The sequence below is a fragment of the Mesorhizobium sp. M0768 genome (assembly GCF_040320195.1).
Classification (GTDB): domain Bacteria; phylum Pseudomonadota; class Alphaproteobacteria; order Rhizobiales; family Rhizobiaceae; genus Mesorhizobium.
Genome location: NZ_JAMYPD010000010.1, coordinates 170,609 through 184,159 on the forward strand (window position 1 = coordinate 170,609; position 13,551 = coordinate 184,159).

Genomic DNA, 13,551 nt, shown 5'->3' on the forward strand with positions numbered 1-13,551 from the left:
GGAGTGGTCGCATAAGCTGAATGGCCGCTGGCCGCGACATAGGCCTTATATGCCTTGGTGCATGGCCGATCCGCGGTCGCCGGAAAATACGGGTAGAAGCGGACGTCGCCCTTGCTTCCAGCCAGCGATTCCGCCGCGCCGACATTGGGGCTCGAGATTAGAAGCAACCCGGTTATTAGCGAGAAGACTGCTTGTTTGACGCTTATAGATTTCATTTTTCCCACCCATTGAATATGTCGAAGGCCGACGAGTGTCGGTCCATTTGGAGGCAGCTATGGCGCAGGCCCCTGCAGTCGTGACCTTGTACTTGCTGCGCGCGGACTGGCAGGATTTCAACGCCAGCGCCTCCGCAGCCTTCTGGGATGTTGCATTCAGATAAGCACCGCAAATAGTGAATTCGGTTGCCCAGTTGAATGGCGTCATCGCATAGGCCGAGTGACCGCCAGCCGCCACATAGTCCTTGTAATTCTTGCCGCAGCCTCCGATTGTACCCGGTGCAAAATAGACCGGAAAACGGCTGTCGCCCTTGCTTCCCGCCAGCGATTCGGCGGCGCCGACATTCGGTGCAGAGGCCACAAGCAGTGCAAGTACCGACATGGTTGCTCGCTTGATTGATAAAGATTTCATTGCCAAACCCATTTGAACCCCAAACACTGAAATATATTCGCCTACTTGGAGGCAGCGATTTCGCAGCCGCCGCCTGTTGTAACTCTGTAACTGTTGCGGGCGGCCTGACAGGATTTCAACGCCAATTCTTCGGCAGCTTGCTGTGACGGTGCATTCAAGCGCGAGCCGCAGATGATGTACAGAAAACGCACCCGGGAATACGGAGTGGTTGCATAGGCTGAATGGCCGCCGGCCGCTACATAGGCCTTATAGGCCCTGGTACACGGATCCTTCGGGCTCTGCGGCAAATAGGGATAGAAACGGGTCTCGCCCTTGCTTCCCGCCAGCGACTGCGCTGCGCCGATGCCAGGGGTCACTAATATAAGCAACCCTGCAAGTAAATGCACAGTTGTTCTCTGAAAAACTCGCCGCCTCATCTTCGCCCAATCCCCATTGGTATTTGCGATGATCAATAGCCGTGATTCTTTCGTCTGGCCAGATCGAGAAGCAAAAAATAGTCTGGAGATGTGGGTTGTCTCCCGCGCAGGGTCACACCCTGCCGAGTGCAGCGACGACCCGCTGATACAATTCGGCCGTCGGCTCGTCGAAGCAGCAGAAAATGACGGTTGCCGGAGCGATGTTCTGGCCGATGAAGGCGCTCACGGTCCCGACAGCAATTTGCGTCGCCTGATCCTTCGGATAGCGGTAGGCCCCGGTCGAGATCGCAGGAAACGCCACCGTCCGGCAGTCCTTTGCGGCGGCGATTTCGAGCGACCGGCGATAGCAGGAGGCGAGCAGTTCGGCTTCTCCTTTGCTGCCACCTTGCCAGACCGGCCCGACCGTATGAATGACGTAGCGCGCGGGCAGCCTGTAGCCCTTGGTGATTTTTGCGTCTCCGACCTTGCAGCCATGCAAGGTCCGGCATTCTGCCACAAGCTCGGGGCCGGCCGCGCGGTGGATAGCGCCGTCGACGCCGCCGCCTCCGAGAAGAGAGGTATTGGCGGCGTTGACGATGGCATCGACCGCCAGCTTCGTGATGTCGCCGGTTTGAATGCGAATCCTCTGGCCGATTTCGCTCATCTCACATCCTGAACACGCCGAATTTTGTCTCCTCGATCTCGGCGTTGAGCGCGGCCGAAAGGCTGAGCGCCAGCACCTCGCGGGTCTTGGCCGGGTCGATGATGCCGTCGTCCCAGAGCCTTGCCGACGAATAGAGCGGGTGTCCCTCGTGCTCGTACTTCATCAGGATCGGCTTCTTGAATTTCGCTTCCTCCTCAGCGCTCCATTCCCCGCCCTTGCGCTCGATGCCTTCGCGCTTGACCACGGCCAGCACCGTTGCCGCCTGCTCGCCGCCCATCACCGAAATGCGGGCATTCGGCCACATCCACAGGAAGCGTGGCGAATAGGCGCGTCCGCACATGCCGTAATTGCCGGCACCGAACGAGCCGCCGATGATCACGGTCACCTTCGGCACCTTGGCCGTTGCGACCGCCATGACCAGCTTGGCGCCGTCCTTGGCGATGCCGCCGGCCTCGTATTTTCGCCCGACCATGAAGCCGGTGATGTTCTGCAGGAAAATCAGCGGGATCTTGCGCTGGCAGCACAGCTCGATGAAGTGCGCGCCCTTCAGCGCGCTTTCCGAAAACAGCACGCCATTGTTGGCGACGATGCCGACCGGCATGCCGCTGAGATGGGCGAAACCGGTGACCAGCGTGGTGCCATAATTCTGCTTGAACTCATCGAACTCGGAGCCGTCGACGGTGCGGGCGATTACCTCGCGCACGTCATAGGGCTGGCGCAGATCCGTCGGCACGATGCCGTAGAGTTCATGTGGATCGTGAAGCGGCGGAATCGATTTCTGCAAGGCCAGGCTTACATTTTTGTTCCGATTCAGGTTTTTGACGATACGCCGGCATATGGCCAGCGCATGCTCGTCGTCGAGCGCATAGTGGTCGGCAACGCCGGAAAGCCTTGTGTGCACGTCGGCGCCACCGAGGTCCTCGGCGGTGACGTCCTCGCCGGTGGCCGCCTTCACCAGCGGCGGCCCGCCGAGAAAGATGGTTGCCTGGTTGCGCACCATGATTGTCTCGTCCGACATCGCAGGCACATAAGCGCCGCCGGCCGTGCACGAACCCATGACGCAGGCGATTTGCGGAATGCCGGCGGCCGACATGTTGGCCTGGTTGTAGAAGATGCGGCCGAAATGATCGCGGTCGGGAAACACCTCGTCCTGGTTGGGCAGATTGGCGCCGCCGCTGTCGACCAGATAGACGCAAGGCAGATTGTTCTGCAATGCGATCTCCTGTGCACGCAGATGCTTCTTCACCGTCAGTGGATAATAGGTACCGCCCTTCACCGTGGCGTCATTGACGACGACCATCACTTCGGTGCCTTCGACGCGGCCGACGCCGGCGATGAGGCCGGCCGAAGGGATGTCCTCGCCATACATCGACCATGCCGCGAACTGGCCGATTTCGAGGAAGGGCGAGCCTGTATCGAGCAATTGGGCAAGGCGTTGCCGCGGCAGGAGCTTGCCGCGGGAGACGTGCCGCTCACGCGCCTCTTCCGCGCCACCGCCCTCGATGGCGGCGGCTTTTTCAGCAATATCGGCGACCAGCGCCCGCATGCGCTCGGCATTGGCGCGGAAAATATCGGAGGCGGGCGACATCTGCGAGGTGAGGGGGGCCATGGCGCTACCGGATCAACTCGATCTTGCAGCCGACATCGAGGTCGCCCCAATCGCGATCAGCGGTGACGGCAATGGCATTCTCGCGAATTGCCAGCGCCAGGCAAGCCCGATCGCCCAGCGACAAGCCGCGATGCCGCGTCAATTGGCGAAGCTGCCCGGCGGCGATGCCCATCGCGTCGTCGAAAACGGCGATCGGCATGCCGAGACTGGCGAGGTCGTCCGCAGCCTGTTCCATGCTGCGTCCCTTGTCGATCAGTTTGGCGATGATTTCGGCCGCATTGACCGAACTGCATTGTGCATCCGGCGCGAACCCCAAAGCATTATCGGTGCCTTGCTCGTTGAGCAGGATTGCGAGCGCCGCCGAACTGTCCATGACATAGGGCTTCATTTCGTCCGCTTTCCCGTCGTCCCTTCGGCGTGAAGACGGTCGAGACGCTTGTCGCTTCGACGCTGCTCTTCCCGTCGCTCTTTCAGAAATTCGTCGACGACGCTTTCACCGGGCTGTTTCAACGCTGACAATTCGGCCTGGACGCGTCGCAGATTCTGCAGCCACGATCTTACCCGCAGCTCGCCGTTCTCGACATGCAGGATCATATCCTCGCCAGGCTTCACGCCCATCTGCTCGCGCATCGCGGCAGGGATGACGAAGCGCCCGCCCTCGCCAAGCTTGACACGCTCGCGTTTCGCCGGAAGCCGAAACGGCGTTTTGTGAGCGCCGGCATCGAACCGTGCTTGCGGGTCTTCGTCAAATCCGGACTTTCCCGTTCTGCCAGCCATGGTCCGTCTCGCCTGTGTTGTGGCACATATTCCGAAGTGTGCCACATCGTGCGGCTTCTGGCAAAATCTCAAAAAGACGCCATCAGGCGCCCTCCACCATGATTTCCCGCCCGATCAGCCAGCGACGGATTTCGCTGGTGCCGGCACCGATCTCGTAGAGTTTGGCGTCGCGCAAAAGCCGGCCGGTCGGGTAGTCGTTGATGTAGCCGTTGCCGCCCAAAAGCTGGATGGCGTCGAGCGCCATCAGCGTTGCCTTTTCGGCGGCGAAGAGAATACAGCCGGCAGCATCCTTGCGGGCCGTCTCACCGCGATCGCAAGCGGCGGCCACGGCATAGACGTAGGCGCGCGCCGCGTTCATCGTCGCATACATGTCGGCGAGCTTGCCTTGCACCAGCTGGAATTCGCCGATCGGCTGACCGAACTGCCTGCGTTCATGCACGTAAGGGATCGCCACGTCGAGGCACGCTGCCATCAGCCCGACCGGCCCGCCGGCCAGCACGGCGCGTTCGTAGTCGAGGCCCGACATCAGCACCTCGACGCCGCGCCCTTCCTCGTGCAGCACATTGTCGAACGGCACTTCGACATCCTCGAACACCAGCTCGCCGGTGTTCGAGCCGCGCATGCCGAGCTTGTCGAGCTTTTGCGCCACGGAAAAACCGGCAAAGGCTTTTTCGACGATGAAGGCGGTGATGCCGCGCGAATTGAGTTCCGCATCGGTCTTGGCGTAGACGACCAGCGTCTCGGCATCCGGCCCGTTGGTGATCCACATCTTGGTGCCGTTGAGCACATAGCGGTCGTTGCGCTTTTCGGCGCGCAGGCGAAGCGACACCACATCAGAGCCGGCACCCGATTCCGACATCGCCAGTGCGCCGACTTTTTCGCCGCTGCAGAGCGAAGGCAGATACCTTTCCTTCTGCGCCTGCGTCGCCCAGCGGTTGATCTGGTTGACGCAGAGGTTGGAATGGGCGCCGTAGGAGAGGCCGACCGAGGCCGAGGCGCGCGAAATCTCCTCCATCGCCACGACATGGGCGAGGTAGCCCATGCCGGTGCCGCCGAAATCGGGATCGGCGGTGATGCCGAGCAGGCCGAGCCCGCCGAGCTCCGCCCACAGATGTGCCGGGAATTCGTTCGAGCGGTCGATCTCGGCGGCGATCGGTGCGATCTTTTCCTGGGCGAAGCGCCGCACCAGGTCGCGCAGCGCCTCGATGTCTTCGTCAAGCCCGAAGTTGAGCGTATGCGTGTACATGCCGTTCCTCCCGGCGCACGATCCCGAAATCGGGATCATGCGCGAAATCAAGTTGCTAGAGCGTCCTTTGCGCGCCCGAATAGAGGCGCGGCGTCGTAGCTCGTTGACGCGCCATCGCTCTTTGCTCCAACAAGGCGCATTGTCATTGCAAGATATGTAGCGGTGACTTCGGCGATCGACAGCCGTTCGCCCGGCCGGAACCAGACGATGACGCCGGTCATCATCTGGATCAGCGCCATGGCGGTGAGCCCGGTGTCTTCGATGCTGAATAACCCCGCTTCGACGCCGTCGCGCAGGATGGCGCGCAGCTCCTTCTCGTAGGCCGTGCGCATGCGCAGGATCTGCGTGAGTTTTTCATGCGACAGGCTGCGCAGCTCCATGTTCGAGACATGGGTGGAGTGGCGGCGTTCGATATGGAAAGCGATGTGGTTTTCGACATAAGCGGCAAGCCGCGCTGCCGGATCAGCGCCGACAGGGCGCGTTGCGCGCCACGCCTCGATCAAGCCTTCCATATGCTCACGCATCAGCATGAACAGAAGGTCTTGCTTGGTCGGGAAGTAGCGGTACAGCGCCGCAGCCTGGACACCGACCTCGGCCGCCAGCTGGCGCATCGACATCGCCTCGTAGCCGAGACGCGCAATCAGGCTGACCGCTGCCTCGCGGACCGCAGCTTCGGTCTTTTCGCCGTCGGAACCGGTCGTGCGCGCCATGACAAGTCACCTTTCACAAAGCAATAAAACAAACGTTCAATTAATTCAAGGGCCGAGGCATGCCCGGGCAGGGCAATGGCTTCAGATTTGCTCTATCTGCACCCTGGAGAATCATGTGCGATGGCGGCGAATGAGCAGGACCATGCCTTGCTAGGCAACAATCCTGAAATCGGCCGACGTGTCGCGAGCCTCGATCTCTTCGACATCGACCTTCGAAACCGCTGCCCCTGGCGGCCCTTGCCAAAGCCGTTCGATCATTGTCGAGACCGCCGCACCGGTCCCCGCAATCAAGGCTGTCACCGAGCCGTCAACTTCGTTGCGCACCCACCCGGCAAGGCCAAGCGCCGACGCCTCGCGCCGCGCCCAACCCCGGTAGCTGACGCCTTGCACCTTGCCGTATATGCGTACCTGCACCGTACGATCGGTCATCGCGCTCTCCATCGTTTGAGTCGAGTCTGGCGCATCGCCGTGCAAATTCAACCGCGTTGCCGCCGGTCAGCCACATAGGGCGAAAGCTCTTCAATTCCCTCGCGCTGCCGCCAGCGCGCCAGGCAGTTCCTCGGCAAAGATGTCGAGCTCGTGGTCGAGGCCGACACTGACCCGGATGCAGCGGTCGAGAACCGGCACCATCGGCTTGCGGATGAAGACGTCGCGTGACAACAGCGCCTGCAGCACTTTCAGTGCGAAAGCGCCGTCGCGGCCGCAGTCGATGGTGACGAAATTGGTCGCCGAAGCCAGCGGCTTCAGCCCGTTCGCTTCGGCTGTTGCGGCAATGCGTCGACGGCCGGCGGCGACCCGCGCCACCACGCTCTCCAGCCAGGCCTGATCGGCAAGCGCCTCGACACCGGCGATCTGCGCCATGCGGCTGACGCCATAGTGGTTGCGGATCTTCTCGAAGTCCCGAATCACCTGGGCCTCGGCCACCGCATAGCCGCAGCGTATGCCGGCCAGCCCATAGGCCTTGGAGAAGGTGCGCATGCGGATGACGTTCGGCCGCGCCATATCGATCGGCGGCAGCGCTGAGGCTGGCCCTAATTCGCCATAGGCTTCGTCGAGTACCAGCATCGTGGTCTCCGGCAAGGCTTCGATGAAGCGGCTGAGCTCGGCGGCTTCCCACCAACTGCCCATCGGATTGTCCGGATTGGACAGGTAGACCAGTGGCGCCTTTTCCTTGGCCACTGCCGCCAGCAGGCCGTCGAGGTTTTCCCGATCGTTCTCGTAGGGCACTGCGACCAGCCGGCCGCCGACGCCGGCAACATGAAAGTTGAAGGTCGGATAGGCGCCCCGCGAGGTCACCACCGCGTCGCCGGGCGCCACATACATGCGCGCCACCAGGCTGAGCAGCCCGTCTATGCCTTCGCCAATGACGACGTTTTCGCCACCGAGGCCGAGATGCCAGGCGGCGGCCACCCTCAGATCGTGATTGTCAGGGTCGCAATACATCCACATGTCGCCGGCAATCTCAGCCATGCGGGCAATGACGCGCGGGGAAGGGCCAAAGCTGCTCTCATTGGCGCCGATGCGGGCGCGAAAGGCGCGGCCGCGATCACGCTCCTGCGCCTCCGGGCCGACAAACGGTACCGTGGAGGGAAGCGCGTCGATGAGCGGCGTAAGGGGAGGGCGCATGGCAAAAGGCTCGTTCGAAAAGGGGCCTTCTTGCTAGCCTGCCGGCTTGGCCTGCGCAAGTTCCAGGGCAGGCGGGAACTGTCGCATTAGGGCCTGATAAGAATTGGGATTGAAGGAAGCCGCTGGCGCGGCGCGCGGGTTTGCGGATGAGGCTTCTGTTTTGAAGGATTGCGACTGTTGGAGCGCAATCTTGAGAACAGGACATGAAAGACGGCCGAGTTGAACCCTCTGCGCCGCCGCATATACATACATATCGCTCCGCACCTACAATCGCCCTCAGCGCTGGATCGACCGCGGGGATCAGCGCAAGTTGTGCCGGGTTGGGCTGTCGTACTCCCGTCGCATTCTTGCGATAGAGAGGGATGGTCGATCGATTTGCCGGCTGCGGATGAACCGGCGGAAATCTCGACAACCGAGGAAGCGGGGCTTTGGCTCCGCTTTTTGTGCCCGCATTGTTCGCACAAGAAAAAACCCGCCGGGATTAGCCGGCGGGCTTGAACGATTTGCTGGAGGGCCTTAGTTGAACTTATACTTCGCACCGATGCGGACGGTGTGGAAAGAAGGAGTGGTGGTGAGGACATCGCTCGGCCCCCCAAACTCCTCCAGAATATCCTTCTCGGCAAACTGCGAATAGCGATATTCGAGACCGACGGTTACGTTGTTGGTCACGGCCGCTTCCAAACCACCACCGACCGAGAAGCCGCTCGAGCCCCAATCGATGAGGTCACCGATGGGTGAAGATGCGTTCAGATCGAAATGCTGCCAGCTGTAGCCGCCAAGCACGTAGGCGAGGGTCGATTCGTTGACTTTCAAACCGACCCGGCCCAGCACATCGAAGCCATAATCTGTGTCCAGATTGACGGATCCGCCGGGCACTTCCAGCTCCGTAGTCATGCCGGAGTAGCGAGCATCAACCATGACACCCGCAACCCAGCTGCCGAAATCATGGTCGTAGCCGGCGTTTAATTCGCCAAACACGCCTTCGCCGCCGATACCGTTGAATTCCAGGTCGCCAAGCGGCGGAACATTGATCTGATGCACCGACGCGCCCGCGCCGCCCGCACCGCCAATATAGAAGCCAGTCCAGTTGTAGGTAGGTGCCTCAAAGGAAGCGACACCGCCATTCTGGGCGCCAAAGCGATAATTGGCTGCCACCTGGAACGTATGACGCGATGTGTCGAGATTGAGCGCGCCATCCGGTGCACCGAACTCAGAGAGGAGATCATCGTTGGTGCTAAATTGGGTATAACGATATTCGGTTTTGATAGTCCAGTTGCTGTTGATGGCCGTCTCAACGCCGGCTCCGACGAAATAGCCGCTCTGGTCCCAGTCAAGGTCAAAACCTGCGTTCGTGTCGAATTTGTACTTCTGCCAGGAATAGCCGCCAAGCACATAGCCCAAAGTGTTTGGCGTGAAGAGGTAGCCCGCCCGCAAGCCAGCGTCGAAACCATAGGTCTCTTTGACCGACGCGTCGAATCCAGCAACGTCGAGGGAAGTTTCGATGTTGCCGACATGAGCATCCAGAAGTCCGCCGATCAGGAAGCGCGGCGCCACCATATAGTCGTACCCAACGGTGAGCTCACCGTACACGCCTTCGCCGCCAATGCCGTTGAAAGAGACGCCGGGAAGAAAATCGCTGCTCAACTTGTGGACATTGGCCCCGGCGCCAACACCAAAGCCGACGTAGAGCCCACTCCAGTTGAAGCCTGCCGTCTCGACCACCGGTTCGACCACGTCGGCGGCGTGGGCCACCGACCCAAGCGCCAGAATGGAAACTGCGCCAAGAAGAAGAGATTTAGCGGATTTTCTGCTGATCATTTGCCCCACCTTTAATAAACCCAAAATCCTCTTAGCATCGGGTCATTATGGCGGATGTAACAAAAAAGCCACACAAAGGGCACATTGTACGGAATGCCGGCAACGCCGGCTGTCGACTGCGAAAATTGCCTGTGAACAACCAGGGCGAAGGCTCCCGCTCCAGATCGACGCCGAAATCTACAATGGTGTCATCTCATCGAAAACTTGTTCGCCAGGCTCAAAGGTTCCGAAGGCCCGCAATGCGCAGCGAGAAAACGGATCAAAAATTCCCGGCAATGATCTACGCGGCGCCGCCGTCATCACTCACGTTGACTCTCTACAGGCCCTGGATTCCTTCAGCTCTTTTTGCTAGCGAGGCACGATGAGCAGCCGACTGCCGCCCGCCTTCTCCAAGCATCTTAAGGGCCGACCTGCGCCGAAAGCGGAGCCGCCGAGGGTGAACCCGCTGTCGCGTGCGCAAGCCGACGATATGCTCCTGAGGCAGGCGCTCGAACTTCAGCGAGCCGAGCGGTTCCCGGAGGCCGAGGAGTTATGCCATCGCGTTCTCGCCCGCACCCGCAACCACCCGCTTTCGCTCTACATCCTCGGCACGTTGGGGCTCGGTGTCGATGACGAGTTGGCCTTGGAATATTTCGCGCGGGCGGTCGGCGAGGCGCCCACAAATCCATATTTCCATCTCAGTCTGGGCGAGGCCTATCTGAAGGTCGGCGAACAAATGCCCGCCATCAGACACTTGCAGCACGCCTGCGAATTGAAGCCAGACCTGGTGCAAGCGCTTTGCCTGTTGGGGCGTGCCTATGTCGAGCTTGACGAGGCCGACATAGCTTTGCCGCTTTACGAGCAGGCGCTCAAGATCGACAGCAATAATGCGCTGGTCAGAACCGGTCTGGCCAGGGTGCTTACCAGCCTCGGCCGCATGGATGAGGCCACGACCTATTTGAAGGAGGCGATCGAGCGCCGGCTCGACGTGGGCGAGGCCTACAACGATCTGGTGCACACCCGCAAATTCGTTGACGAACCTGCCGAACTTGGATCTATTTTATCGGAACTTGCCAACCCGAAGCTTCCCTCAGAAGTCGCGCAGCTGCTCCATCACGCCGCCGGCAAAGTGCTGAACGACATTCGGCGCTATGAAGAGGCGATGGATCACTTCCAAAGAGCGAAAAAGGCGGCTGGCTACCATTTCGACCTTGAATCCTATCGTCACTGGGTCGATTCGATAATCGACTTCTTCACCCCGGAGATGCTGGCAGCCAGGGCCGGTTATGGAAACCCGTCGGACGTGCCTGTGTTCATAGTCGGCATGCCGCGTTCAGGGACGACTCTGACTGAGCAGATATGCGCTAGCCATCCGGATGTTCACGGTGCTGGCGAACTTAACAAGCTGCGGCGAGCCGCGAATGGACTCGGTTTCACAAGTCGTTCCGCAGGAGCGTTACAGGAATCACTCACGACGCTGACCGCTGACCTGGCCAAGATGCTGGCGGAAGAACATTTGGCTTACCTGCGGGAGCGAGCTCCGGCCGCGCTTCGCGTAATCGACAAGAGACCTCATAATTTCGAGCTTATCGGCCTCATTGGCATTCTGTTTCCCAATGCCCGCATCATTCATTGCCGTCGCGATGCCATCGACAATTGCCTCTCCTGCTTTGCTCTGAACTTCACCGAGGCACACAGTTATAACGCCGAGTTGAAGACATTGGGGCTGTACTACCGTGAATATGACCGCTTGATGCGACACTGGGACAAGATTTTTCCAGGACGTATTCTCGAAAGCAGCTATGAGATGCTGGTTGCGGATCAAGAGGCGCAGTCGCGCCGTCTCATCGATCATCTAGGGTTGCCTTGGGACGATGCCTGCTTGCGCTTTTTCGAGAAGGACAGGTCGGTCAATACGCCCAGCCGCTGGCAGGTCCGGCAGCCGATCTACAGTTCCTCCATCAAGCGGTGGAAAAATTATGAAAACAAAATCCAGCCGCTGATTGATGCCTTGGGCGACTTGGCCGAACTTTGAATGAGTCCGGCGCGCTCGATAGGCCGATATCGATCGTTGCTGTCGAGACTGGTTGATCCTGCGGGCCAGCGCTTCAGATCGAGCCAAGGATCTCCTTTTCTTTTGCGCGCCCGGCGCAGGAATTGCAATTGACCTGCCCAGTTGCGGGCCGATCGCTGTTCAGCAGCCGGATTTGCGCAATTGCGAGCGGCATCACCCGGTACGAAAAACCCGGCGGTTGCCCGCCGGGTTCGATTTCAGTCGGACTTCCCTGTTAGAACGAGCGCTGGAAGCGGAGCATGCCGCCAATGCTGTCCTTGTCGTCGGCATTGGTCCAGTTGCGATCATAGGCCTTATCAAACTGACCGTCGTGGGCCCAATCGACTTCAGCCGTGATCGTGAAGCCGGGCACGAAGTCGTAAGCGACGTTCGCCGCGACGCCGTAGTTCTTGTCGTCGTCAACCGAGGCCTGGAGATTGAAGGAGGTCTTCTCGTTGATGGTGTAGGTGCCACCACCCCAGACGGCCCAGTTGCCGCCCCACTGCTTGTAGAAGTTGCGGTCGATGTTGTCGTCCGAACCGTAACCGGCCATGAGGAACAGCGTCAGGTTCTGTATCGGCGTAACGTCGACGCGAACCTTGCCGGCCCACTCTTCCCAGGTGCTGTCATAGGCGGCGACACCGGTGATCGAGCCCCAGCCCTGCGTGTATTTGATACCGCCGACGACATACGGGACATAGCTGTCGATGGAATCATTGCCGCTGTTGCTGTCTTGGAAAACGCCAGGATCCGCATCGGCACTGCCCGAACCGGTTTCCAATGAAGCCACGGCCGAGAAGCCGTTGCCGGCGTCGAAGTAGTACTGGACGACATTGGTGTCGAAGCCGCCATAGGGAACCAGCGTATCCTGGATGACGTTGCCGGCGTAGCCGATGAACGTGTTGAAGGCCGATTCGTCCTTACCGACGCGCAAACCACCGAGCTGGACCCAGGCGAAGTTCAGCGAAACACTTGTGCCGCCATTATAGTTGTCGTCGAGGTAATCGTTGTGGTTACCCCAGTTGAAGCGGGTTTCGGTGTAGGTCTTCAAGGTGCCGAGCTCGGTTTCCTGGCCGGTCCAGGTCTTCAGCGTGAAGCGGGCGTGCTTGTAGTAGGTATCCTGCGAGTCGCCATCCTGCTGATCGGTAGTCTTTGCACCGTCAAATGAGCCGACGTCACCGATGCCGATGTCATAGCGGACGTAGCCGCCGATGCGCAGGCAGGTTTCGGTGCCGGGGATGTAGAAGTAGCCAGCGCCGTAGACGTCGCAGATCTTGACGTATTCAGCGGGTTCCGGCTCGGCGACGACAACGGCGTCGGCGGCGCGCGCACCGGAAACTGCGATCAGTGCCGCAGCGGAGCCGAGAAGCAGGCTCTTGATGTTCATTTTCTGACCTCCAGTCAGAATCGAACAAAAAGAGCGGAGTTGGCGCCGTGTGTTTCTGCAGTAAGTAGCTGAGATTGCGACATTATTTCGGACAATCGTTGATTTTTGCACGATCATGTGAGCAGCCGCAGATGTTCACCAGAGGCGCTTGCTGGCAAAAGCATGCCCGGAACCGGATTTGAGATAACGCTCGAATGAAGTCGCCTTGGCTTGGTTCGAGAAGGCGATACAGGTCACGATCCGCCACGGCCGGAATTTGGACGTATGGCTGGATTTTCCGGCGTTGTGCTCGGCGATCCGTCGCTTCAGGTCCGAGGTCACACCGATACAGCGCTCGCCTTCCGCAGTCTTGCTTTCCAGCAGGTACACATACCACACGAACCGGCCCTCCCTCGCCAAGGCATCGGAGTACATCCTCCTTCGCCAGGAAGGATATGCCAATCTGATTTTGCAACCGTTCCAAGAGGTTGCAGTCCTCCTTCGCTACGCCTTCGGAGGGCATCCTGCTTCGTGCGGAGAGGGTTTCGCTGGACTTGTCCTGCGAAGCGCGCTGCGCGATGCGCGGCCTGAGACATAGGTGACGTTTTGTACCGGACACATGGGTAACACTTTTGGCTTTTGGCCGGAGGTGTTGATGCCGTGGAGAGAGTGTTCGGTGAT

General features: G+C 60.0%; 14 protein-coding genes. 1 reads left to right on the forward strand and 13 read right to left on the reverse strand.

All coding sequences use genetic code 11. From position 1 onward, the window contains the following. Positions 1 to 45: 45 nt before the first annotated feature. The 11 genes from NKI08_RS15960 to NKI08_RS16010 form a co-directional block, all read right to left on the reverse strand. Positions 46 to 639, reverse strand: coding sequence for a hypothetical protein (locus NKI08_RS15960; RefSeq protein WP_352770716.1), 594 nt, complete (start codon positions 637 to 639; stop codon positions 46 to 48). Between the two features lie 29 nt (positions 640 to 668). After that, entirely contained in the window at positions 669 to 1,043 is a 375-nt protein-coding gene (locus tag NKI08_RS15965) for a hypothetical protein (RefSeq protein WP_352566208.1), read from the reverse strand. Between the two features lie 112 nt (positions 1,044 to 1,155). Next, complete coding sequence (locus NKI08_RS15970; protein WP_352616871.1) at positions 1,156 to 1,686, reverse strand: O-acetyl-ADP-ribose deacetylase; 531 nt, start codon at positions 1,684 to 1,686, stop codon at positions 1,156 to 1,158. A gap of 1 nt (position 1,687) precedes the next feature. Then, positions 1,688 to 3,295 carry a carboxyl transferase domain-containing protein gene (locus tag NKI08_RS15975; RefSeq protein WP_352770719.1) on the reverse strand — a complete coding sequence of 536 codons (1,608 nt, stop codon included), beginning with the start codon at positions 3,293 to 3,295 and terminating at the stop codon, positions 1,688 to 1,690. A gap of 4 nt (positions 3,296 to 3,299) precedes the next feature. Next, on the reverse strand, positions 3,300 to 3,683 hold the full coding sequence (locus NKI08_RS15980) for a type II toxin-antitoxin system VapC family toxin (protein WP_023677795.1): 384 nt from the start codon (positions 3,681 to 3,683) through the stop codon (positions 3,300 to 3,302). Beyond that, positions 3,680 to 4,072, reverse strand: coding sequence for an AbrB/MazE/SpoVT family DNA-binding domain-containing protein (locus NKI08_RS15985; RefSeq protein ID WP_352770722.1), 393 nt, complete (start codon positions 4,070 to 4,072; stop codon positions 3,680 to 3,682). The genes NKI08_RS15980 and NKI08_RS15985 overlap by 4 nt, the downstream gene beginning before the upstream one ends. 82 nt (positions 4,073 to 4,154) lie before the next feature. Further along, positions 4,155 to 5,318, reverse strand: a complete 1,164-nt coding sequence (locus NKI08_RS15990) for an isovaleryl-CoA dehydrogenase (protein ID WP_352770725.1) — start codon at positions 5,316 to 5,318, stop codon at positions 4,155 to 4,157. A gap of 47 nt (positions 5,319 to 5,365) precedes the next feature. After that, the gene (locus tag NKI08_RS15995; protein ID WP_352540763.1) at positions 5,366 to 6,028 is read right to left on the reverse strand and encodes a TetR/AcrR family transcriptional regulator; all 663 of its coding nucleotides are present in this window, start codon (positions 6,026 to 6,028) and stop codon (positions 5,366 to 5,368) included. Between the two features lie 150 nt (positions 6,029 to 6,178). Further along, complete coding sequence (locus NKI08_RS16000; RefSeq protein WP_352770729.1) at positions 6,179 to 6,457, reverse strand: acylphosphatase; 279 nt, start codon at positions 6,455 to 6,457, stop codon at positions 6,179 to 6,181. A gap of 90 nt (positions 6,458 to 6,547) precedes the next feature. Next, the gene (locus NKI08_RS16005) at positions 6,548 to 7,654 is read right to left on the reverse strand and encodes a pyridoxal phosphate-dependent aminotransferase (protein ID WP_352770732.1); all 1,107 of its coding nucleotides are present in this window, start codon (positions 7,652 to 7,654) and stop codon (positions 6,548 to 6,550) included. Positions 7,655 to 8,170: 516 nt separating this feature from the next. After that, complete coding sequence (locus NKI08_RS16010) at positions 8,171 to 9,472, reverse strand: outer membrane protein (protein ID WP_352770735.1); 1,302 nt, start codon at positions 9,470 to 9,472, stop codon at positions 8,171 to 8,173. A gap of 361 nt (positions 9,473 to 9,833) precedes the next feature. On the opposite strand from NKI08_RS16010, the gene NKI08_RS16015 reads away from it, so the two are divergent. After that, complete coding sequence (locus tag NKI08_RS16015) at positions 9,834 to 11,486, forward strand: tetratricopeptide repeat-containing sulfotransferase family protein (protein ID WP_352770738.1); 1,653 nt, start codon at positions 9,834 to 9,836, stop codon at positions 11,484 to 11,486. Between the two features lie 253 nt (positions 11,487 to 11,739). Here NKI08_RS16015 and NKI08_RS16020 read toward each other — a convergent pair whose 3' ends face one another. Then, positions 11,740 to 12,891, reverse strand: coding sequence for a porin (locus NKI08_RS16020; protein ID WP_352770741.1), 1,152 nt, complete (start codon positions 12,889 to 12,891; stop codon positions 11,740 to 11,742). Between the two features lie 135 nt (positions 12,892 to 13,026). Further along, positions 13,027 to 13,269, reverse strand: coding sequence for a GIY-YIG nuclease family protein (locus NKI08_RS16025; protein WP_352770761.1), 243 nt, complete (start codon positions 13,267 to 13,269; stop codon positions 13,027 to 13,029). Positions 13,270 to 13,551: the final 282 nt, after the last annotated feature.